At 53.8% G+C, this 20,928-nt stretch carries 22 protein-coding genes; 9 read left to right on the top strand and 13 right to left on the bottom strand.

Annotation, left to right across the window (positions count from 1 at the left end; all coding sequences use genetic code 11):
• Positions 1 to 77 precede the first annotated feature (77 nt).
• From GPM19_RS13555 to argC, 3 genes are all read right to left on the bottom strand, one after another.
• On the bottom strand, positions 78 to 851 hold the full coding sequence (locus GPM19_RS13555; protein ID WP_160419574.1) for a transporter substrate-binding domain-containing protein: 774 nt from the start codon (positions 849 to 851) through the stop codon (positions 78 to 80).
• 212 nt (positions 852 to 1,063) lie between these two features.
• Complete coding sequence (erpA, locus tag GPM19_RS13550; protein ID WP_160419554.1) at positions 1,064 to 1,417, bottom strand: iron-sulfur cluster insertion protein ErpA; 354 nt, start codon at positions 1,415 to 1,417, stop codon at positions 1,064 to 1,066.
• A gap of 116 nt (positions 1,418 to 1,533) precedes the next feature.
• Positions 1,534 to 2,568 (bottom strand): N-acetyl-gamma-glutamyl-phosphate reductase, encoded by a 1,035-nt coding sequence (gene argC, locus GPM19_RS13545; protein WP_160419553.1) that lies wholly within the window; start codon positions 2,566 to 2,568, stop codon positions 1,534 to 1,536.
• A 209-nt stretch (positions 2,569 to 2,777) separates the two neighbouring features.
• Between argC and GPM19_RS13540 the strand changes: the two genes are divergently transcribed.
• The 5 genes from GPM19_RS13540 (at position 2,778) to GPM19_RS13520 (ending at position 7,641) form a co-directional block, all read left to right on the top strand.
• On the top strand, positions 2,778 to 4,559 hold the full coding sequence (locus GPM19_RS13540; RefSeq protein WP_160419552.1) for a chloride channel protein: 1,782 nt from the start codon (positions 2,778 to 2,780) through the stop codon (positions 4,557 to 4,559).
• A 19-nt stretch (positions 4,560 to 4,578) separates the two neighbouring features.
• On the top strand, positions 4,579 to 5,010 hold the full coding sequence (gene hemJ, locus GPM19_RS13535; protein ID WP_160419551.1) for a protoporphyrinogen oxidase HemJ: 432 nt from the start codon (positions 4,579 to 4,581) through the stop codon (positions 5,008 to 5,010).
• Positions 5,010 to 5,816 (top strand): bifunctional hydroxymethylpyrimidine kinase/phosphomethylpyrimidine kinase, encoded by an 807-nt coding sequence (gene thiD, locus GPM19_RS13530; RefSeq protein WP_160419550.1) that lies wholly within the window; start codon positions 5,010 to 5,012, stop codon positions 5,814 to 5,816. The genes hemJ and thiD overlap by 1 nt, the downstream gene beginning before the upstream one ends.
• Positions 5,817 to 5,843: 27 nt before the next feature.
• On the top strand, positions 5,844 to 7,124 hold the full coding sequence (gene hemL / locus GPM19_RS13525; RefSeq protein WP_160419549.1) for a glutamate-1-semialdehyde 2,1-aminomutase: 1,281 nt from the start codon (positions 5,844 to 5,846) through the stop codon (positions 7,122 to 7,124).
• Between the two features lie 235 nt (positions 7,125 to 7,359).
• Positions 7,360 to 7,641 carry a hypothetical protein gene (locus GPM19_RS13520; protein WP_160419548.1) on the top strand — a complete coding sequence of 94 codons (282 nt, stop codon included), beginning with the start codon at positions 7,360 to 7,362 and terminating at the stop codon, positions 7,639 to 7,641.
• Between the two features lie 96 nt (positions 7,642 to 7,737).
• Here the strand turns inward: GPM19_RS13520 and GPM19_RS13515 are convergent, their stop codons facing one another.
• The 8 genes from GPM19_RS13515 to GPM19_RS13480 form a co-directional block, all read right to left on the bottom strand.
• Positions 7,738 to 8,517 (bottom strand): curlin subunit CsgB, encoded by a 780-nt coding sequence (locus GPM19_RS13515; protein WP_160419547.1) that lies wholly within the window; start codon positions 8,515 to 8,517, stop codon positions 7,738 to 7,740.
• A 79-nt stretch (positions 8,518 to 8,596) separates the two neighbouring features.
• Positions 8,597 to 9,178, bottom strand: coding sequence for a hypothetical protein (locus tag GPM19_RS13510; RefSeq protein ID WP_160419546.1), 582 nt, complete (start codon positions 9,176 to 9,178; stop codon positions 8,597 to 8,599).
• 392 nt (positions 9,179 to 9,570) lie between these two features.
• Complete coding sequence (locus GPM19_RS13505; RefSeq protein WP_160419545.1) at positions 9,571 to 10,365, bottom strand: hypothetical protein; 795 nt, start codon at positions 10,363 to 10,365, stop codon at positions 9,571 to 9,573.
• 60 nt (positions 10,366 to 10,425) lie between these two features.
• Positions 10,426 to 10,980 carry a hypothetical protein gene (locus tag GPM19_RS15620; protein WP_160419544.1) on the bottom strand — a complete coding sequence of 185 codons (555 nt, stop codon included), beginning with the start codon at positions 10,978 to 10,980 and terminating at the stop codon, positions 10,426 to 10,428.
• 334 nt (positions 10,981 to 11,314) lie between these two features.
• Complete coding sequence (locus tag GPM19_RS13495) at positions 11,315 to 12,145, bottom strand: CsgG/HfaB family protein (protein WP_160419543.1); 831 nt, start codon at positions 12,143 to 12,145, stop codon at positions 11,315 to 11,317.
• A 58-nt stretch (positions 12,146 to 12,203) separates the two neighbouring features.
• Positions 12,204 to 12,632 carry a curli assembly protein CsgF gene (locus GPM19_RS13490; protein ID WP_227842440.1) on the bottom strand — a complete coding sequence of 143 codons (429 nt, stop codon included), beginning with the start codon at positions 12,630 to 12,632 and terminating at the stop codon, positions 12,204 to 12,206.
• On the bottom strand, positions 12,632 to 13,162 hold the full coding sequence (locus GPM19_RS13485; RefSeq protein WP_160419542.1) for a CsgE family curli-type amyloid fiber assembly protein: 531 nt from the start codon (positions 13,160 to 13,162) through the stop codon (positions 12,632 to 12,634). Before GPM19_RS13485 ends, GPM19_RS13490 begins: the two co-directional genes overlap by 1 nt.
• A 23-nt stretch (positions 13,163 to 13,185) precedes the next feature.
• Entirely contained in the window at positions 13,186 to 13,884 is a 699-nt protein-coding gene (locus GPM19_RS13480) for a response regulator transcription factor (protein ID WP_160419541.1), read from the bottom strand.
• A gap of 289 nt (positions 13,885 to 14,173) precedes the next feature.
• Here GPM19_RS13480 and rdgB point away from each other — a divergent pair, with 289 nt between their 5' ends.
• From rdgB to GPM19_RS13460, 4 genes are all read left to right on the top strand, one after another.
• A complete protein-coding gene (gene rdgB / locus GPM19_RS13475) occupies positions 14,174 to 14,782 on the top strand; it encodes an RdgB/HAM1 family non-canonical purine NTP pyrophosphatase (RefSeq protein WP_160419540.1) in 609 nt (202 codons plus the stop codon).
• Positions 14,775 to 15,944, top strand: a complete 1,170-nt coding sequence (hemW, locus tag GPM19_RS13470) for a radical SAM family heme chaperone HemW (protein ID WP_160419539.1) — start codon at positions 14,775 to 14,777, stop codon at positions 15,942 to 15,944. Before rdgB ends, hemW begins: the two co-directional genes overlap by 8 nt.
• Before the next feature lie 30 nt (positions 15,945 to 15,974).
• The gene (locus tag GPM19_RS13465) at positions 15,975 to 16,649 is read left to right on the top strand and encodes a YiaD family glycine zipper/OmpA-like lipoprotein (protein ID WP_160419538.1); all 675 of its coding nucleotides are present in this window, start codon (positions 15,975 to 15,977) and stop codon (positions 16,647 to 16,649) included.
• Between the two features lie 161 nt (positions 16,650 to 16,810).
• Positions 16,811 to 17,662, top strand: a complete 852-nt coding sequence (locus GPM19_RS13460) for a 23S rRNA (adenine(2030)-N(6))-methyltransferase RlmJ (RefSeq protein ID WP_160419537.1) — start codon at positions 16,811 to 16,813, stop codon at positions 17,660 to 17,662.
• Between the two features lie 18 nt (positions 17,663 to 17,680).
• Here GPM19_RS13460 and mnmE read toward each other — a convergent pair whose 3' ends face one another.
• Both mnmE and yidC read right to left on the bottom strand, forming a co-directional pair.
• Complete coding sequence (gene mnmE, locus GPM19_RS13455; RefSeq protein ID WP_160419536.1) at positions 17,681 to 19,051, bottom strand: tRNA uridine-5-carboxymethylaminomethyl(34) synthesis GTPase MnmE; 1,371 nt, start codon at positions 19,049 to 19,051, stop codon at positions 17,681 to 17,683.
• Between the two features lie 115 nt (positions 19,052 to 19,166).
• Complete coding sequence (gene yidC / locus GPM19_RS13450; protein WP_160419535.1) at positions 19,167 to 20,858, bottom strand: membrane protein insertase YidC; 1,692 nt, start codon at positions 20,856 to 20,858, stop codon at positions 19,167 to 19,169.
• Positions 20,859 to 20,928: the final 70 nt, after the last annotated feature.

Genomic DNA, 20,928 nt, shown 5'->3' with positions numbered 1-20,928 from the left:
CCACCCACGAGACAGGGCCGGGGGGATTACCGCCCGGCCCTGGGGGTGGCCAGCAAAAGCGTCAGATCAGGAAAGGATTATTCCGCGCTGGGCGCTTCGCCGAACCATTTTTCATAAATCTCGGCATAGGTGCCGTCGTCACGCATGGCTTCCAGAGCGTCGTTAGTGGGTTCCACCCAGTCACTGCCCTTGTGGAAAACGATGCCGTACTGTTGGCCTTCATACAAGGGGCCGACCACCTTGGTGCGGCCTTCCCCACGCGTCTTGGAGAAATAGGCGACGTTGGGGGCATCATAGAATGCCGCATCAACATTGCGTCCCAGCAGAGCCATGTACATGTCGGACGTGCCGGGATAAGGGGTGATATCGGTATCGTCGCCAAATTTTTCGGTCAGAAAATCGTAGCTTGTCGAACCGATCTTGGTGGCAATATCCATGCCGGCGAGATCATCAATCGTTTCAACGCTGTCGTTGTCGGCACGTACGATGATGCGCAGACCGCTATCGTAGTAGGGGTCGGAAAAGTCGACGATTTCGGCACGTTCTTCGGTAATGGTAACCCCGGCGATGGCGATTTCCTGATTGCCAGTCTGGACGGCGGGAATGATGCCGTTGAATTCCATGGTGGTCAGGTTGATATCGAATCCGGCGCGTTCGGCGACTTCATTGATGATATCCATGTCGAAGCCGATCATTTCACCGGTATCGGTATCCATCATCTCAAACGGCACGAAGCTAGGATCGGTGACCACATTGACGGTGGGTGTTTGCGCCATGGCGGCGGAAGCACTGCCCAAGCCTAGTGCGACGGCGGCGACCAATGCGGTTTTAGGTAATGCCAGGTAAGTCATGCGAGAAGGTCTCATAGGTGTCCCCCGTGATCTGTTAACGGCCGATTGCCTCAGCGACGCCAGGCGTGCTCAACAATCGATTTTAATCGTATGCCTGATTAACAGTGGCGAGAAACCCCCAAGGCGTCAAGTTAGCGACATTGCATTACGCCAACGCTGTATTGACGCCTTGGCCAGTCTTGGTGGGCGATCAAGCTTTTTGGCTGGCTTCTTTACACCATGAAGGAAGCGCCGCAGCCGCATGTGGTGGTAGCGTTAGGGTTCTGTATGCGAAAACGAGCACCAGCCAGGCCTTCTTCAAAATCGACGGTGGAGCCGACCAGGTATTGATAGGAAAGCGGGTCGACCACCAGCGAGACTTCACCGAATGGAATCAGGGTATCGTCTTCGGTGACGTCTTCGGCGAAGTCGAAGCCGTATTGGAAACCGGAACAGCCCCCACCGGTGACGTACACCCGTAGTTTGAGGCCAGGGTTATTTTCTTCGGCGATTAACGCCTGAAGACGTTTTCGGGCACTGTCAGATAGCAACAGGGGTGTGGGAACAAAAGATTCTGCACCGCTCATGGGTACCTCCCGCGAGCTTTAAGGAAAAAAACATGATTAGCTAATAAGGGGATTATCGGTAATACCCAGTAAAAGGGTCAACTTTTACTGGGCCTTGGAAGTTCGTGAGAAACCTGTCAGGGCATCACGGCAGGCGCGTCCAAACCACTGCGCTCATCTAGGCCGAACATCAGATTGAGATTCTGGATGGCTTGTCCGGACGCACCTTTTACCAGGTTGTCGATGATGGACAGTACCACCACGGTGTTGCCGTTACCCGGACGATGCACCGCCAGACGGCAGGTATTGGTGCCTTTGACGCTGCGCGTTTCCGGATGGCTACCGGCGGGTAACACATCCACGAACGGCTCGTTGGCGTAGCGGGCTTCAAACAGGGCCTGGAGGTCTTCCGGTTCAGCTGTCAGCTGGCTGTAAAGCGTGGCGTGAATACCGCGTATCATCGGCGTCAAGTGTGGCACGAAAGTCAGGCCGGTGTCGCTACCGGCAATATCTTTCAACCCTTGACGGATTTCCGGCAAGTGGCGATGTCCCGATGCCCCATACGCTTTCATTGATTCGCTGGCTTCGGCCAGCAGCGAGGGTACCTTGGCACCGCGTCCGGCCCCGGTGACCCCGGATTTGCAATCGGCAATCAATTGGGTCGGGTCGATCAAGCCGGCTTCGAGCAGCGGCAGGTAACCCAGCTGAACGGCAGTGGGGTAACAGCCGGGCACCGCAATCAGGCGTGCCGACTTGATACGCTCGCGGTGCATTTCGGGCAAGCCGTAAACCGCTCCCTGCAGCAGCTCCGGAGCACCATGAGGCTGGTCGTACCAGCGTGCCCATTCCTCGGCATCGCGCAGACGAAAATCAGCGGAAAGATCGATCACTCGGGTGCCTTGGGCGAGTAGTTCACCGGCCAGGGCGTGAGCGACCCCATGCGGGGTGGCGAAGAGGACCGCATCCATGGCGCCCAGGCGTTTTGCGTCAGGTTCGCTGAATGTCAGGTTGTCGTAATGGCCGCGCAGGTTGGGATACATGTCGCAGACCTCCATCCCGGCTTCCGAACGTGAGGTAATGACTTCGACACTGACGTCGCGGTGATGCGCCAGCAAGCGTAGCAGTTCGACACCGGTATAGCCTGTGCCGCCGACGATTCCGACCTTGATCACGATGAACTCCTTGGCGTTTTCACATTGAGACAACCGGCCAAACTCATCTGCCGGACTGTCGAAGGGTTAGTCGCTATGATACACAAGAGGGCAAGCTAATAGCGGTATTGCGGCATCAGCACCTCGGATGTCTTTATTTCGAGAGCACTGTCTCGGGTTTTCTGTCACAGGATTGGTCTTAAGAACTTTGCAATCAAGGAAAGGTGGTCGTGTCGCGTTTTTCACGTTCGGATTTCACGCTGGAGAGTTTTCGTCGCCAACTGGCCAATGTCGATGCGTTGCCTCAGTTATGTGTGCTGGGCATAGTTTCCGGGGTCATCACCGGCGCCTTGATGGTGGGGTTTCGCTTGCTGCTCAATTGGGGTGCCAATGTCTATATGCCCGAAGGCAACCCGGAAGCCTTCGAAGGCTTGGCCCCCTGGTTTCGTGCGCTGCTGCCAATCGTCACGGTGTGTCTTATCGGTGTCTTGCTATGGCGCCAGAAACCCACCGCACGCAAGCTGGGTGTCAGCCATGTCATTGAACGGCTGACTTACCATCAAGGCCGCTTCCCGTTGCGTAACTGGCTCAACCAATGGTGGGTGGGGGTAGTGTCGGTACTCGGTGGGCTTTCCGCGGGGCGTGAAGGCCCGGCCATTCATCTGGGGGCGGCAGCCGCCAGCGGGCTCGGGCAACAGCTGCGCTTGCCGCATAACAGTCTGCGGGTGTTGGTGGCCTGCGGTACCGCCGCCGGTATCTCCGCTTCGTTCAATACACCGCTTGCCGGGGTCATCTTCGCCATGGAAGTGGTCATGATGGAATACACCCTGATGAGCTTCATGCCGGTGATGCTGGCCTCTACCATGGGGGCGCTCGTGGCCCAACTGGTGTATGGCAGTGAAGCGGCCTTCCCGGTTCCCGATATTTCTCTGGGCTCCTTGATCAATCTACCCTGGGTGGTATTGATGGGGTTGATGATTGGCCTGTTGGCAGGCGTATTCATTCATGTGTCGAGTAGCCCCCGTATTACTCGGTTGCCCTTGTGGCTACGCTTGGCCTTGGTGGGGGGTGCTACTGCAGGGGTCGCCTTGTGGTATCCCCAGGTGCAAGGGATCGGTTATGACAGCCTGGCCGCAGCCCTTCATGGGCAGTTGAGTGTGGACGTCCTGTTGGCCTTGATCATCGCCAAGCTGCTGCTTACCGCTTTGACCGTTGCCAGTGGCATTCCCATCGGAATCATCGGCCCGGTGTTGGTAGTCGGGGCGGCGAGTGGTGCCTTGAGCGGTTTGCTTGGAGCGCTTATCTGGCCGGAAATTGCCTCCGGGGTTGGCGTCTACGCGATGCTGGGAATGGCCGCAATGATGGCGGCGGTTCTCCAGGCACCGTTAGCCGCGTTGATGGCACTCCTCGAGCTGACTCATAACCCCACTATCATGTTGCCGGGCATGTTGGCGGTGGTGGTGGCTTGTCTCACTTCGCGTCAGCTTGCCGGTTGTGAAGGATTTTTCATCAGTTCGACGTATGGTCGGCATCCCTTGCAGCAGCCTTTGATGCAGGTGCTTTCCCGGGTTTCCGTACCGGCGGTGATGGAACGCAGTGTCAAACGTACCACGCGGATGCTTTCCCCGAAGGAGGCCCGGCGGTTATTGGAAAGCAATCCGGTATGGCTGGTGATCGAGCGTTCGACCGAAGATAAACCGGTGCTGGCGTTGAAGGCGGCAGAACTGGCGCGCTGGATGATCGATCATGAAGATGCCCCGGATCACTATGAAGGCTTGAATGCGGACGGCTTGATCGACTTGTTGGAAATTCCCGGAAAGCGCCTGGAAATGGCCCCCATCGGTTTGCAAGCGACGCTTTCCGAGGCCTTTCTTGCCTTGCAAAACGATGCGCTTGGCGCCCTTTACGTGGTGCACGGGCACCGGCCCAAGCAGAAACGAATTTCCGGTATCATCACCCGCGGTGCCATAGAGCGGTATTATCGTTACACCGACACCGGGCCGACTGGATGAACAACCCTAAGGAATTTGCATGTACGACTGGATAAAAGCGTTACACCTGATCGCCATGGTGACTTGGTTCGCCGCCCTTTTCTATTTGCCGCGCTTATATGTGTATCACGCCATGGCGCGTGATAAAGGCGACCATCAAGCCATCGAGTATTTCAAGACCATGGAGCGCAAGCTGTATCGCGGCATCATGACGCCTTCCATGATTGCGGTGATCCTGTTCGGTGGCTGGCTTTTATACCTGGTGCCTTCCTGGTTCACGCAAGGCTGGCTGCATACCAAGTTATTGCTGGTGGTGATATTGATTGCCTACCATCATGTGTGTCTCATTTATCTCAAGCAGTTCGCTCAAGATCGCTGCACACGGAGTAACATATTTTTCCGTTGGTTCAATGAGTTTCCGGTGATCGCCCTGATCATCATTATCGTGCTGGCGATAGTGAAACCCTATTGATGGGGACTCCATTACCCCCGGTTGTACTGGTGCTAGGGGGTCATGACCCCACCGGTGGTGCCGGTATTATTGCCGACAGTGAAACGATTGCCGCCTGTGGTGGCTGGGCATTCACCATTCCAACGGCCTTGACCGTACAGAACTGTCGGAATGTGTCTCAGGTAATGCCGGTGGCCCCGGCGCTTATCCATGCCATGGTCGAGGCGCTGAAGGACATGGAAATCGCCGCCATCAAAGTGGGACTGATCGCTGATTACGCTACTTTGCAGGCCGTCGAAACAGTGATCCGAGACTTTCCAGGAATCCCCGTGGTGGTCGACCCTGTGCTTAAAGCTGGTGGGGGCGCTGAGTTATCCACAGGGGGTTTGATCGATAACTTTTGTCAGCGCCTGCTACCCCTTGTGGATATCTTGACGCCCAATCGACTTGAGCTGGCGCGTTTGACCCCCGAGATCCAAAATGTCAATGACGATACGGCCCGTGCCGTTGCGCTGATAAGACAAGGCTGCCAGGCGGTGCTGGTGACCGGAACCGATGATCCCATTCCGGGCAGTGAAGGCGAGGTGGTAACCCATACGCTGCATGCGCCGGAAACCACACGCCAGTGGCAATGGCCGCGCCTGGAAGGCAGCTTTCATGGCTCCGGCTGTACCTTGGCCGCCGCCCTGGCCGCGCGCCTGGCGGTAGGTGAGCGTTTACCCATGGCTTGTGAGCAAGCCCAGCGCTTTACCTGGCAGGCCTTATCCCGGGGCTATCGACCGTCCCAAGGACAATCCTTGCCCTGTCGTTTACATCGCGAGGGGTAATTTTTTATTCTGATCAATGAGGGCATGATGACAACATCCGCCGAATTATTCGAACTCGCCAGCCGCCATATTCCCGGTGGTGTCAACTCACCCGTGCGCGCCTTCAAGGGTTTGCATCGCCCGCCGGTATTCATGGAGCGTGCCCAGGGCGCTTATCTGTTTGATGTAGAAGGCAACCGCTACGTGGATTACGTGGGTTCCTGGGGGCCGATGATCACTGGCCATGCCGATCCGGATGTACTGGCCGCAGTGCGCGCCCGCTTGGATCATGGTCTTTCCTTCGGTACCCCGACGGCCATTGAAACCACCATGGCCGACTTGATCTGCGAAATGATCCCCAGTATCGAGATGGTGCGCATGACCAGCTCGGGTACTGAAGCCACGATGTCGGCGATTCGCCTGGCACGCGGATTTACCGGTCGCGACAAGATTGTCAAATTCGAAGGCAACTACCACGGCCATTCGGATTCCCTGTTGGTCAAGGCCGGTTCTGGCGCCTTGACGCATGGAGTGCCCAATTCTCCAGGGGTGCCCGCCTCGCTTGCCGAACATACCATCACGCTTTCGTTCAACGACCCGGAAGGCGTCGAGCAGTGCTTCAGCGAACTTGGCGATGAGATTGCCTGCATCATCGTCGAGCCGGTGGCCGGCAACATGAATTGCATTCCCCCCCAGGCGGACTTTCTGGAAACCTTGCGCCGGGTATGCAACGAGCACGGCAGTGTGCTGATTTTCGATGAAGTGATGACCGGTTTTCGGGTAGCCATGGGCGGTGCTCAAGCGCATTACGCGGTTACGCCGGATTTGACCTGCCTGGGCAAGATCGTGGGGGGCGGAATGCCGGTGGGTGCCTTCGGCGGAAAACGCAAGATCATGGAGCAAATCTCCCCGCTGGGGCCGGTCTATCAAGCGGGTACCTTGTCGGGTAACCCTCTGGCCATGGCCGCAGGTATTACGCTACTCACCAAATTGCAGGTGCCCGGTTTTCATGCTTCGCTAACCCAGCGCGTGGAAACCCTGTGTCAAGGACTTCAAGAACGCGCCGACGCCGCCGAAATTCCCATGCTGACCCAGCATGCCGGGGGGATGTTCGGGGTGTTTTTCACCGCCCAATCGCGTGTGGACAACTTTGCTCAAGCGACGGCCTGCGACCCGGAAGCTTTCCGGCGTTTCTTCGGCGCCATGCTCGATCAAGGTGTTTACCTCGCGCCTTCGGCGTTCGAGGCCGGCTTCATGTCCAGCGCTCATACTGCCGAGGATATTCAGTTGACGCTGGACGCCGCTGAAAAGGCATTTTCATTAATGTAACTTAATGTAGTATCTGCGTTAAACGCTATACTCACAAAGGTCACACCGCTCGGGTGTGGCCTTTGTCGTATAGGTAGCAGGTGTGTCCATAACGGGCTATGCCGTACCTGAGTTGGCAACGACGAACCCGAGGAAATTCATCATGATGAATGTATACCGCAGCGCCCTGCTGGTTATCGGCTTGGGCAGCGGACTATTATCCATAAATGCCCACGCAGAACAGAAGGAGAACCCCGTGAGTGACGCAAATCGGATCCATATCAGCATCACCGGCTCGCCTGAAACGCGCTATTCGGCGCGCTGGCAGGTGACCCAGGACGGTGAGATTCAAGAATACCAGGAAGACAATGGCACGGTGCCCGCCGAATACACCTATGAAGGGGAAGCCCTGGAAGGCACGGTCTCGATGCTTAGCGAAGGGCGTCTGGAAGTCGATATCGCCAAAGGCGGTAATCGCTCGCGCTCGGCCACCCAAGGCAAAGGGGGCACGTTACAGATTAATGTTTCAGGTAATTGATTTTTATAGCGCGTAAAAAAGCGCCCTGCTGATAACAGGGCGCTTCGGTAATTTTATTCTAATGCTTGATATTGCTAAGTCAATAATCCGCCTGGATTAATGGCCTTGGCTTACGTTGTTAACGTTGTGGCTTCCAACGGTCTTGATTTGAGAGAAGTGCTGACCTGAAAAAGCTCCGCTCTGAGTGACAATCTGGGTGTTATGGTTTCCATCTGTATAGATGAAAGAATCGTGACCAGAACCTGTCTGATTAACGAAGTGCTGGTTACCATTGCCATAAGCGATAATATCGCTGTCCAACTCTTCGCCCGTCTGATTTACGTTCGCATAATTGGAATTACCGTCGAATTTGACATAACTGTCATTCAGGTCACCATCTTGAGTTACATAGGCCTTGTTGTGATTACCCCGCTGTTCGACCCAGGAATCATTTCTGTAGCCAATCTGGTCTACAGAAGCGGTATTTTTATTACCAATTTGCTTAATGATAGAGTCGTTTGCCTTGTCCAATTGATCGACAGTGGCAGTATTTTTGTTACCTTTCTGGTAGATATCTGAATAGTTATCTCCCGCTGCAATGGTGGGGGTACCCGTGACATCATCCTGAGTCACATTGGTAGTATTTTTATTACCGTCTTGCTTGATGCGGGAAATCTGAGTTCCCCACTGGGTTACAGTATTTGTATTATGGCTGCCCGTCTGGTTGATATAAGAATCGCTACCCGCGCCGCTACCGTCATAAAGCGATCCCTCCATGTCTTCAATCTTGTCACGTGAGCCATCGAACGTGGAGCCAGGCGCGGTTTGTGCCATTGCTGCTGAAGCGGATACGGCGAAAGCAACGGCGGCTGCGATAGTAGTCAATTGCATTTTCATGGTGATTCCCCTTGATTATTGAGGTCTTGCTGGAAATTGTGGTTTTCTGATATTCGCCTTTTTCTTGGAAAAGGACGTATCAGTTGGTTACGATTGTGGCTGTTGCACCCGCACCAGAAGGACTGAGTTGCTCTACGGTAAGGGTTCGGTAGCCACTGCCCGATTGTGAAACGTTTACTTTGCCTCCAAGCCCCGACTGCTGGACTTGAGATTCGAATTGGTTGCCATTCTGGGTAATGTTGGCCTCCAGGCGGTTACCTTGCTGGTTAACCAAGCCAATGTTGTTGGACCCTTCTTGCGTGATCGTGGCTTCATTGGCGTTACCGCGCTGATAAATGGAAGCCATGTTGGCTCGACCCACGCTATTTCGGTTCTGATTGATCACGTTGGTATTGCCATCACCTATTTGCTTGATTAGCGCAACATTGGCACGGCTATCGGAAAACCGGATTTCACTGGGCAGCGACACTTCGCTTTCAGTGATGAATGTCTGGGCTGTCTTGTCATCGACCCCCGAAGACATAAGCGTCTGTTTCTCCGCCGACGCAGAAAGAGAAAAAGCCATGACCACCCAGCCCAAGGTGCAAAGAGAAATGGCTTGGGTAACCTTGGAAGCGTTGGTGCGCTGTGAAGCGCCTGGGCAATGCTGTTTGTTGTACATGGTTACTCTCTCGTTTCTTTGTAAGTTACGTGTAATGTTTTGTTGAAATCAGTATGGATCGGATCGATAGCGTTTCCATGAGTATTTGAACTGAAATGTAATTTTAAAAGGCTCATTGTTTTAAAAATTGGAATGATGAGATTCTTAATACGCAGTACAGAGGTTATTAGTCATATCGAAAAGGCTAATTTAAACGGCAGGACAGTAAGTACAGCAGCGGCCAGCTGTTCTGGTTAGGGTCGCTTATTGAGTTATCAGGTTGAATGTAAGGGGTTCGAGATTGACGGGGGTAGAGTTGAGGAGGTTGCGTTAACTGTGGAAAATCTAGGTGCAGAAAGGATATAAAAAAAACCGCCCCGGAGGGCGGTTCTTAAAGAGTCTGTTGCTACGTACTACCATTGATTGGAAATCGCGGTATTATTCCCAGGCATTCCTGACTGGTTATGAACAGCATGCCCAGGCGTATTGCCGACTTGACGGATTACTGAGAGATTTGTTTGTCCAGTCTGCGTGACTTCAGCGTAGTGGCCAACGCTGAGGCTATTACTATCTTGATAGATATAGGAGGAGCTAAGGTCTGCCATGTTTTGGCTAACGACTGCAATGTTATTATCACCATACTGTCCAACGAAGCTCCAAGTTTCGTCAGTATTGTTAGTTTGATTGATAGTTGCTTCGTTATTTTCTCCACGCTGATGGATAATAGAGTCGCTTAGTTGAGTGTTGTTGATTTGGTTTACTGTAGCTGTATTGTTGTCACCTAGTTGATCTATGTAGGAGTCATTACGATACCCAATTTGCTTTACGGTTGCTGTATTACCGTCATTGTATGAATGCTGCTTGATTATAGATTCATTTTGCCCATTAAGGTTTCCACTTCGTTGCTCAACGGTCGCTTGATCGTCAGCACCGGACTGCTCGATCAATGAGTACTGAGGGCCGTCATATTGGTTAACGAGAGCATTGGCTCCTGCGCCACTTTGATCAATTTTAGAGTACTGTACAGTTGAATCACTGTGCTGACTATAACCATCCATGCCTGATCTGATACCTTCCTGTGCACCAAAAGTTGCCGCAGAGGGAGAGTAAGATGTAGTGTCATTAGTCCAGTCGCGTGGATCGGCACTGGCTGAGAAAGAGACAGCGAGAGCGACTGCTGCAGCGATAGCGGTTAGTTGCATTTTCATGGTATTTCCCCTTGGTTTCGATCGTCTTGCTTAGTGGTCACCGAGCCGGCGGAATGCCGCTCAGTGGGTCTCGACGGTGACCGGCAGTGCATTGCCCGAATACGCCTGGTGTTCGATGCTGATGCTGCGCTGGCCACTCCCCGATTGTGAAACATTGATGTCGCTTGCAATGCCGAACTGCTGGATGTCGGCACTTAATGAAAAACTATTGCCTTGCTGGCTGATCGCGGCGTTATGCCTGTTTCCCTCTTGCCAGATGGAAGCTGTGTTATCGCCGCCTTGCTGGGAAATCGTGCCATTATTCTGATTGCCGTCTTGATGAATCAAGGCGAAGTTTCCCGCTTGAAAACTGGCTGACTGAGACTGGGTGACACTGGCGTTATTTTCGCTTCCCATTTGTTTAATGATGCTGACATTGGCTTTATATCCATCACTGTTAACTTGGTTTTTTGTTTGTTCGATATGCTGGATGATTCTTGATTTTTGTATCAAGTCTTGGTCGTTATCATTGGCGCTGACAGACGTTGCGAACGCTAAAAAAGCGGCCGAGACAACAATAAAAGACACCCGTTTTCTAACCATGAATAACGATCGAGGAACGTGGATAGCGTTCACTGAAAGCTCCTTCAATAAATATTCTGTTTCTATTTTTTACGTTTATTGAGTCTGGCTTCTGGAACTTTTTCCGCTATAAGATGTTTTACGGTTTTTGATATTGGAAAAGCTGCTGCTTTTTATAAAGAGAAAGCGTAAAGGTGTTAGGCGTCGTGAATCAGTAATTCACCTAAACAAAAAAATCCGAAGAAAACTTAAAAATGTCACAAAGAGAAAAATCCATTTATGGTTCAAATAATTAATGGAATAGTAAAGTTTTGTTGCACAAAAAAAGGTCATGCATAAGCATGACCTTGGAATTTGAGGCCGCCCTTCCTGGGCGGTTTTGCCTGGTTTATAGCTGCGGAATGGGCGCGTTCAGGTAGTCCGCCAAGATGGTTTGATTGAAATCGGTACCGTTGGGCAGGTTCCACAAACGGCTTTCCACCCCCTGGGCAATCAAATGAATCACCGACGATTCGATAGCGGCCATTACCGCCATTTGTACCGGCTCGTTGGTGGTAAGACCGGCTTCCGCTTCGAGCAGCCGGCTGAAATCGATGAAGCGGTAGACACCGGCCCGCAACTCCTTGGAATAAATGGTCTTGGTGGTGGTCACGTTGGCCAGCACCTCACCGGTAGAAATTTCCACCGCCCTGAGATTGACGGTGACTTGATCCACCTGGTATTCCCCGGAGGCGCCGATACCGAAATACTCAACGCCTGCTCCGCCGGTACGCACATTGGATTCATAGGCGATAATACCGCCTTCCAGCATGACCGAGGCCGCCCGTAGGGAAGGCAAGGTATCGGGTTGGCCGAAGCGCTCGAATTCCGCCCGGATAATACGCCGTTCGGTAAGCAGGTTCTGTAACCCCACCCGTTCGAGGGGGATGAACCACCCCGAATCCGCAAGGGCGCCGGTCAGCATGGCGGACGCGCCCTGGGTCACGGCGGTGGAAAAGGTACTGGCCGGCGCCGGGCGATATTGCCCCGTCTGGTCGCGGAAATCATACACCGAGACAAAGATGCGCCCGGCAGGCGGTGGTAGCGAAACCAAATCTTGATAGGCCGCGCCTCTGGGCGTGAGTGTCGCGGGTGCCCCTTCCAGGTCTTCCGAGGTGGCGACGACGCCGGCACAGCCACTCAGCCAAAGTGCCAGCATTCCAACGATAATGATTCTCATGGGTGTCCCCTTGTCTTGTTGCGTTTGAATTTTTTTGGCGTGAGCGGATTGATACAGTTCACGGATTGAATAAACCGCCGACGCTAATGGTGGTAACATCGCCAGTGAGCTTGTCCACCACCTGAACGGAAAGCTGACCCCCGTCATCCTTGACCACGACTCCAAAGTCTTCACTATCGAAGCTGCCTTCACCGATATCGCCACTTCCCACATCGCTGATGAGCTGGGAAATCAGTCGGCTTTCCAGGCTTTGGATCAAACGTGCGGTGGGTGATAACGGCGTGGAGCGACGCGCATCAGGATCGGTGTTGGTATCCTGGGCCTGGGCCTTGCCCAGCAGATAACTTCCCACAAAAGGATCCCCGCCGAAGGAGGGGTTGATGGGTTGGTAAACCAGTTCTCCGGAAAAGGCCGGAAGCGATAGTGCGCTGAATAAGGCGGCCGTGGTCAGCATTTTCATGGCATGGGGTATACAAGTGGTTTTCATCAGTTCAACTCCTCACTTCCAAGGTCTGGATTAGATGACATGGCCGAAGCGAGCTGACGTTGCAGCAAGGCTTCTTCGACCGTTTGCACTGCTTCTCCTGCCATCCGGTCGGCTTCGTTGATTCGAGGAGAAAGTTGCGTGCGAAAATACATGCGTGACCCTTCCATCACCCATACCTGGCTACCCCAGCGTGCATCCGGACGCTCTTCAATGGTGAGCGTGGCCTGGCTGATAAACAGGCTATCCATGGCCCTTTGGCTGAAAGCCCGGTAAAAGGTCTTGCCGGCCATGGTGATGGTGCGGTCCACCAGCACCCCGGTTAACTCGCTGCTGCGGTTGGGTTGGCGCTGTAGCGCGGGGCCATCGAGACTTTCAATCTGATTGATGGCTTCTTGTTGTTGTGCTTCGGTTGACGCCTCGCTTGGCACCTCGGGTGAGGCGGCCCACAGAGAAGCGCTACATATAGCACCTAACAACAAAGCGTTACCGGCTATGCGGGTGTGGTGCCACAATGGTTTTATGAATTTCATCGGAAAATCCTCACGCCCTGGCGTTAACGATGGCTTTGACTTTTTCCATTTCGGCCATTGTCGATATTGGGCAAGATCGGCCCGATATTTTGATGAATCCAATTCAAGGCCTGGATACGGTTGTGCACATTGATCTTGCGGAAGATGTTGTAAAGGTGGGACTTGACGGTGTGCTCACTGACAAACAGCGTGTCAGCAATCTGCTGATTGGAGGCGCCGGAGCTGAGCAAGGAAATAATTTCCATCTCCCGATTGGTCAGGCCGCATGCTGGGCGAAACACATTGCTCTGATACTTGCGATAAAACAGAATCAGCTGCGCCATGAGATCGCGTGACATCCAAAGCTCACCCTCCATCAAGCTTTTGATGCCTTTACAGATCACCTCAAGGCTTTCGTTACGATAAAAAATCCCTTTGAGCTGAGCGCAAGCCAAGGCTTCCAGGGCATGATCCATGTCCCTGATATTGAAGGCAGCGATGGGTACCTGTTTCAGGGCTTCCGGAAGCTTTGCTTGCCATTCCGGTAAGGTATCCAGGCTGATGTGATCCATGTCGATCAATAACAACGCCTTTTCGGGTGGTTTGACCGAAAGCACGGAAGATGGCGGATAGACCGTTGCGTTACAGCCGGTGTGCTGAATCAAGTAATCAACAAATAATTGAGTTTGCGGACTTTTTTCAGTTATTACGTAAAGCTGATCGGATGATGTCGCCAAAGCCATTGGGTGACCCTCATGGAAAAAAATCATTAGTAAGCAGCCAATGAAGTGTTGACCAAGAAGTAACCTTCGTAAAGTTTTGTTATTAACTTTATTGATTGATTTTAGCTATATTTTTATGCTTTAAAAGAATATATGTTTAACTCTTTGTATTTATTAATTTAATTTTATTATTTTTTTATAAATTACTATTTTGCTAATTAAAATTTTCACAGGGTAAGCAGAAAATTAAATGAATTTTATGTAACTACTAAAGTATAACTAAGGAAAATCCTTGGAGGAGAATGTTGCTATGCAGACTGTGGCTACTATGGTGTTGGCCAGCGGAAATGCTGGTAAATTGAAAGAATTCAACGCATTGCTTTCCCCGCTGGGGTTTGATGTGCGTCCTCAGTCAACCTTTGGTGTCGGCGAAGTGGAAGAAACAGGCTTGACGTTTGTGGAAAATGCACTTCTCAAGGCGCGCGAGGCTAGTCGGATCAGTGGATTGCCTGCTTTGGCGGATGATTCCGGCCTTGAAGTGGATGCGCTGAAGGGCGCACCGGGAATTTATTCCGCCCGTTTTGCCGGTGAACCTAAAAGCGACGTGCGTAACAATCAGAAATTGTTACAGGCATTGAGTGAGTGCCCGGAAGGGCAACGCAGTGGCCGCTACTGGTGTGTGCTGGTGTATCTACGCCACGCCGAAGACCCGGTGCCGGTCATAGTGCAACGTAGCTGGGAGGGAGAAATTCTGGCGCATCCACGTGGAGACGGCGGCTTTGGTTATGACCCCTTGTTCTGGGTCCCGGAGCAGGCAATGAGTGCCGCCGAGCTACCCGCAGAAGAAAAGAATCGCTTGAGCCACCGTGGCCGAGCATTGCAGGGATTGGTAGATATGTTGCAGGTGGTGCATGGTTGATTGCCTGCCTCCCTTGTCGTTGTATATTCATACTCCCTGGTGCGTGCGCAAATGCCCTTATTGCGACTTCAATTCTCATGAATCGGGGCGTGAAGCATTGCCGGAACAGGCTTATTTAGCGGCCCTATTGGCTGATCTCGATCATGACCTGGCATCGTTGCCGCCACGTAAGCTGCAGAGTATCTTTATCGGCGGAGGGACACCCAGTCTGTTGTCCGCTGACTTCTATGCTCAGCTTTTCAAGGCCATTCGTGAGCGGCTCCTATTTGCCGATGACATCGAAATCACCTTGGAAGCCAACCCCGGTACCTTGGAGCAAGGGCGCTTTGCGGGTTATCGCGCGGCAGGCATCAATCGTCTTTCCTTGGGCGTGCAAAGCTTTCATGATGTGCAGTTGACGGCACTGGGTAGAATTCACACCGGCCAGGATGCCTTGATGGCGGTGGCTCAGGCGCGTGAAGCCGGGTTCGATAACTTCAACCTGGACTTGATGCATGGGCTGCCTGGGCAAACCCAAGAGCTAGCGCTCGCTGACCTGGAACAGGCATTGGCGCTTGAGCCTGAGCATATCTCCTGGTATCAGTTGACGCTTGAACCCAATACCGCCTTTCATTCCCACCCCCCGGTATTGCCCGAAGAGGAAACCCTCTGGGATATTCAGGATGCAGGGCATGACCTGCTTGAACGAGCCGGGTTGCAGCGCTATGAGATTTCCGCCTATGCCAGGCCGAGCCGTGAAAGTCGCCACAATCTCAATTATTGGCAGTTCGGCGATTATTTGGGCATAGGGGCGGGCGCTCATGGAAAGCTCAGCCATATCGATAAAAATGGCCAATGGCGTATCGAGCGACGCTGGAAGACCCGCCAGCCCGAGGCCTACTTGCGTCGTGTGAATGACCCGCGTGGCTTTATCGCCGGCAAGCAGGAGATACCTGAAAATGCATTGGTGCTTGAATTTGCCATGAATGCATTACGCCTGACCGACGGTGTGCCTGTCGAGACCTGGACCGCGCATACGGGGCAACCGCTCGGTACCTTGCTTGAACGTTTATCGGAAGCGGACAAAAAAGGACTTTTGAAGGAAATCCCTTTTCGATTACAAACGTCGCCCCAAGGTCTACTATTCTTGAATGAGTTGCTGGCGTTGATCAGTGACGAATAATGAGCCACCTCTGAACGTAAGGAACTTTATATGCGCGCTTTTTATAAACTGTTGACGCCGCTGGCAGCGGTGATCTTAGTGGCAGGTTGTGCCACAGATCCCTATAGCGGCCAGACACAGCGTTCCACGACTGGGACGGGTGCCGGTATCGGTGCCGTAGTAGGGGCGGCAGCGGGTGCGCTTTCCGGTGATGGCAGTACCAGTCGTCGTGATCGCGCCTTGATCGGTGCCGCCGTGGGTGCCGCTGCCGGTGCCGGTATCGGAGCGTACATGGATCGCCAGGAAGAACAGCTGCGTGAAAATCTGCAAGGCTCACGTATTGAAATTGATCGCCGCGGCGATGACATCGTACTCAACATGCCCAGTAGCGTGACCTTTGGTTTCGATTCCGCACAACTGACACCCCAGGCGAGAGATGCATTAAATGAAGTCTCTCAGGTGGTACGTGAATACGGCGATACCCGAGTGAATATTGCCGGGCATACCGATAGCACCGGTGATGCCGCCTACAATCAGCGCCTTTCCGAGCAACGCGCTCAGGCAGTGGGCAGTTACCTGAACCAGACCGGTGTTTCCTCAGCCCGTATCAACACTAGCGGCTACGGAGAAACTCAGCCGGTGGCAAGTAACGAGACTGAACAAGGCCGCGCACAAAATCGACGGGTAGAAATTACTCTAACACCAACCGGCGAAGGCCAGCGGTAACCTTTGGGTTATTCGAGCATTAGCGATTATTGACTTTCGTCAGTATAGAAAAACATCAATACAGAAAAACAAAAGGCCCGCTGCTAAGCAGCGGGCCTTTTCCATAAAAAGTTACTTCTTCACCATGCGATTGATATCGCTTGCTAACTCAAAGGGCCACCATGCTCTCCTATCAACATGCCTACCATGCCGGCAATTTTGCCGATGTTCACAAGCATTTGACGGTTTTTGCCGTCATTGAGCATTTATTACGTAAAGAATCAGCCATTACATATATAGACACGCATGCTGGACGAGGCCTTTATCAACTAGCCGCAGAGGAAAGTACTCGACTACAGGAGCACCTGGGTGGCATTGAGCCACTGTGGCAAGCGCGCAGCCAGTTTCGCAACCCTCTTTTGACGGCATGGCTGTCCGCTTTGGAGGGGCTTCAAGCATCCAATGCCAAGGCACCCTTGAGCCTGTACCCCGGTTCGCCTTGGTGGTTGGGGCAACGCTTGCGTGAGCAGGATCGATTGCATCTATTCGAACTGCATCCAGGTGAGCATGAATATCTGTCAGCGCAAATTCTTCCCGCCAATACACGGCGTCATTACGCGGATGGTCTGGCTGGGCTGACCCGCCTACTCCCGGTGGTGACACCACGGTTATGCGTGCTGCTCGACCCCAGCTACGAGCGCAAGTCGGAATATCAGGAGGTGGCCCAGGCGGTCACGCAGCTCATGCATAAGGCACGTCATGCCGTCGTGTTGATATGGTATCCATTGCTGCCTGCAGGGCATTTTCAGGGATTGTTGGAGGCTCTGCGTGCCAGCCAGGTACGCAAGATATGGCGTAGCGAACTACGTCTGCGTGACCCTTCACAGGAAACTCATGGCATGTACGGCAGTGGCATGCTGGTCATCAACCCGCCCTGGGGGATGCAAGAGCGCCTTGAAGGTGCCATGGCAGAGCTGGCGCCCTTGCTGGGCGAACAATGTCGCCATGCCGCAGATTGGTGGGTGCAAGAGTAGTTCTGCAGATTTCCCTATTTATTTCCCGATGCAGAAACTACCGAAAATCTCACCCAAGAGATCGTCGGCACTGAACTCGCCGGTGATTTCTCCCAGTGCCTGTTGAGCATCGCGCAAGTCTTCCGCCAGCAGTTCACCGGCGCCAAAGCCTGCAAGCTGGCCAGCACCATTCTCCAGGGCGGTGGCGGCACGATCCAAGGCAACCAGATGTCTGCGTCTGGCGGAAAATCGTCCTTCGGTAGTCGCCGAGAAACCCATTACATCTTTGAGGTGAGTTTTCAAGTTATCCACACCCGCTCCCGTTTTAGCGGAAAGACGCACAATGGGATGACTTGTGGATAAATCCATTCCGGGAGTTTCTTCGCTGGTATCGATCTTGTTGCGCACCAGCGTCAGGCGGGTTTTATCGGGAAGTCGCTCGATGAATTCAGGCCAGATGGTTAGGGGGTCGGTGGAGGTGGTAGTACCGGCATCCACCAGTAACAGCACCCGGTCGGCTTGCTCGATTTCCGCCCAGGCGCGGGCTACCCCGATCTTTTCCACCGCATCGGGCGTATCACGCAAACCGGCGGTGTCAATGATGTGCAGCGGCATGCCATCCAGGTGGATATGTTCGCGCAGCACATCTCTTGTGGTGCCGGCAATGGCGGTAACGATGGCCGTGTCCTGTTGGGTCAGGGCATTGAGTAGGCTGGATTTTCCCGCGTTGGGGCGCCCGGCGATCACGACGCTCATGCCTTCGCGCATCAAGGCGCCTTGCCCGGCGGTGGCGCGAATGGTGGCCAGTTCTTGCTGTACCAGGCCAAGCATCGCCGATACTTTACCGTCGGCGAGGAAATCGATTTCCTCTTCAGGAAAATCGATCGCCGCCTCGACGTAGATACGCAATTCGACCAGGCGTTGCACCAAGGCTTCGATACGCCGGGAGAACTCGCCTTGCAGCGAGCGCAGGGCGTTTTCCGCAGCTGATTTGGAGCTGGCATCGATCAAGTCGGCAATGGCTTCGGCTTGTGCAAGGTCCAGTTTGTCATTGAGAAAGGCGCGTTCGGAAAATTCGCCGGGCCTCGCCAGGCGCGCCCCCAGCTCGACACAGCGTTCCAGCAGAAGGTCCATGATCACCGGCCCACCGTGGCCCTGGAGTTCAAGCACATCTTCGCCGGTGAAGGAGTGAGGCCCTTCGAAGAACAGCGCAATGCCTTCATCGATCAGCCCGGCATGGCCCCGAAACGGGCCGTAATGGGCGCGACGCGGGGCAGGGCACTGTCCAAGCATGCTTTCGGCGATCGGCCGACAGGCAGGCCCGGAGACGCGAATGATGCCCACACCACCGCGCCCTGGAGGAGTCGCCAGGGCGGTAATGCTATCTTCGATATAAAGGCGGTCAGCCATGTGCTATATCCTCCTGAGAAGAGGCGGTATTGTCGGGTTGTATGGCGTAAAACGCCCGACCCCCGCAACTGAAGACAGCGGCGGGGGTCGGGTGAGGGTCAGGCTCGGAAAGAACTTACTTGGTTCTCATGCCCTTGCCGATACTCGGATCGTTTTCGATCTTGCGTGTAATCAGATATTGCTGAGCTACCGAGATGATGTTGTTGACCACCCAGTAGATGACCAGCCCGGCCGGGAACCACAGGAAGAAGAACGTGAAGATGATAGGCAGCATCTTCATGATCTTGGCCTGCATCGGATCGGGAGGCGTCGGATTGAGCATCTGTTGCACGAACATCGAAGCGCCCATCAGGATCGGCAGAACGAAGTAAGGGTCCTTCACCGACAGATCCTGAATCCAGAAGATGAACGGTGCGTGACGCAATTCAACCGATTCCAGCAGCATCCAGTAAAGCGCGATGAATACCGGCATCTGTACCAGGATGGGCAGACACCCCCCTAACGGATTGATCTTTTCCTTCTTGTAGAACTTCATCATCTCCTGAGACATCTTTTGGCGATCATCGCCATAGAGCTCCTTGAGACGCGTCATTTCCGGGCCAAGTTTGCGCATCCGTGCCATGGACTTGTAGGCCTTGGCGGACAGGGGGAACAGCACTACCTTGACCAGGACGGTCAACAGAACGATGGACCAGCCCCAATTGCCTACCACGTTCTGGATATGATCAAGCAGCCAGAACAACGGGTTGGCGATGAACCATAGCCAGCCGAAGTCGACGGTCAGCTCGAGATGCGGAGCCACTTCTTCCAGACGTTCCTGAACCTTGGGTCCCACGTAAAGCGTGGCGCCCAGCGTGGCTTCTTCATTAGCGGCGATGGTATTGGTCGGGCCGGCGATGGCGGCGACATTGCGCCCCCGGGAATCAGTGGTGGCGTAATACAGGTTCTGCTGATCCTGGGGGGGCGCCCAGGCAGACACGAAGTAGTGCTGAATTATCGCTACCCAGCCGCCCTGAGCATCGCGGTTTTCAAACGCACCTTCCTGGATATCCTCGAAATCGACCTTTAGATAACGGTCTTCCGGTGTCGAGAAGGCGGCCCCCAGGTACGAGCTCATCCCCATCGAAACACCGCTTGAGGGGTCCGGAGAGTTATCCCGTGCCAGCTGCCCGATAAAGCGCGCGCTGACCGGAGACTCGGTATTGTTTTGTACGTAATAGCTGACATCCACGGCGTAGCTATCGCGCGTGAATGTAAAGCGCTTGAGTACATCAACCCCGTTGATTTCAGCGTTCAGGTCGACCACGACATTATCTACGTTCGCGGTCAGCCGGTATTCGGTACCTTCCGGTGTGAAGGCGATACGGCTCGCTTCACCTTCCAGCTGAAGGCCGGAACGTGCCACATAGCTGCGGTTCTGGCTATCAGACAGCAGTATGTAGTTTCTTTCCGAGGCCAGCGTCTGTTTATGCTGTGGCAAGGCGGCATAGACGATATCACCCCCGTGCGGATCGATGCGTACATCCAGCACATCGGTGGTCACGGCGATGAAGTCACGGCTCGTCGAGGCGTCTTCCTCCACCGCGGGCATGCCCTCCCCTCCAGCTTGACGCTCGGGTGCGGTGGGAACGGCAAGCCCGTTACCGTCAGGGGATTCTTCACTAACGCCATTGGCGGACTGAGAAATTCCCGGTGCCTGGGCAACAGGTTCAGGAACTGGCTGCCCGTAATCCTGATTCCACTGGATTACCAGAAGGTAAGCCAGAATAGCTAAAGGAATCAGCAGAATAAGTCGTTTTACGTCCATAAGGGTTCTGCCCGATGGGTGGTGAACATGCTAATGGCGCAATGTCATTTGCTCGACCCTTGACACACGA

The sequence above is a fragment of the Vreelandella zhuhanensis genome, assembly GCF_009793355.1.
Lineage (GTDB): Bacteria > Pseudomonadota > Gammaproteobacteria > Pseudomonadales > Halomonadaceae > Vreelandella > Vreelandella zhuhanensis.
The sequence above is the reverse complement of the archived record's forward strand: the minus strand, read 5'-3'. Positions and strand labels throughout refer to the sequence as shown.

Excerpts from the sequence above, each read along its gene's own strand:
- GPM19_RS13555 (WP_160419574.1), bottom strand. The coding sequence starts at position 851 with ATGACTTACCTGGCATTACCTAAAACCGCATTGGTCGCCGCCGTCGCA.
- erpA (WP_160419554.1), bottom strand. The coding sequence starts at position 1,417 with ATGAGCGGTGCAGAATCTTTTGTTCCCACACCCCTGTTGCTATCTGAC.
- hemJ (WP_160419551.1), top strand. The coding sequence starts at position 4,579 with ATGTACGACTGGATAAAAGCGTTACACCTGATCGCCATGGTGACTTGG.
- thiD (WP_160419550.1), top strand. The coding sequence starts at position 5,010 with ATGGGGACTCCATTACCCCCGGTTGTACTGGTGCTAGGGGGTCATGAC.
- hemL (WP_160419549.1), top strand. The coding sequence starts at position 5,844 with ATGACAACATCCGCCGAATTATTCGAACTCGCCAGCCGCCATATTCCC.
- GPM19_RS13515 (WP_160419547.1), bottom strand. The coding sequence starts at position 8,517 with ATGAAAATGCAATTGACTACTATCGCAGCCGCCGTTGCTTTCGCCGTA.
- GPM19_RS13510 (WP_160419546.1), bottom strand. The coding sequence starts at position 9,178 with ATGTACAACAAACAGCATTGCCCAGGCGCTTCACAGCGCACCAACGCT.
- GPM19_RS13505 (WP_160419545.1), bottom strand. The coding sequence starts at position 10,365 with ATGAAAATGCAACTAACCGCTATCGCTGCAGCAGTCGCTCTCGCTGTC.
- GPM19_RS13495 (WP_160419543.1), bottom strand. The coding sequence starts at position 12,145 with ATGAGAATCATTATCGTTGGAATGCTGGCACTTTGGCTGAGTGGCTGT.
- GPM19_RS13490 (WP_227842440.1), bottom strand. The coding sequence starts at position 12,632 with ATGAAAACCACTTGTATACCCCATGCCATGAAAATGCTGACCACGGCC.
- GPM19_RS13485 (WP_160419542.1), bottom strand. The coding sequence starts at position 13,162 with ATGAAATTCATAAAACCATTGTGGCACCACACCCGCATAGCCGGTAAC.
- GPM19_RS13480 (WP_160419541.1), bottom strand. The coding sequence starts at position 13,884 with ATGGCTTTGGCGACATCATCCGATCAGCTTTACGTAATAACTGAAAAA.
- rdgB (WP_160419540.1), top strand. The coding sequence starts at position 14,174 with ATGCAGACTGTGGCTACTATGGTGTTGGCCAGCGGAAATGCTGGTAAA.
- hemW (WP_160419539.1), top strand. The coding sequence starts at position 14,775 with ATGGTTGATTGCCTGCCTCCCTTGTCGTTGTATATTCATACTCCCTGG.
- GPM19_RS13465 (WP_160419538.1), top strand. The coding sequence starts at position 15,975 with ATGCGCGCTTTTTATAAACTGTTGACGCCGCTGGCAGCGGTGATCTTA.
- GPM19_RS13460 (WP_160419537.1), top strand. The coding sequence starts at position 16,811 with ATGCTCTCCTATCAACATGCCTACCATGCCGGCAATTTTGCCGATGTT.
- mnmE (WP_160419536.1), bottom strand. The coding sequence starts at position 19,051 with ATGGCTGACCGCCTTTATATCGAAGATAGCATTACCGCCCTGGCGACT.
- yidC (WP_160419535.1), bottom strand. The coding sequence starts at position 20,858 with ATGGACGTAAAACGACTTATTCTGCTGATTCCTTTAGCTATTCTGGCT.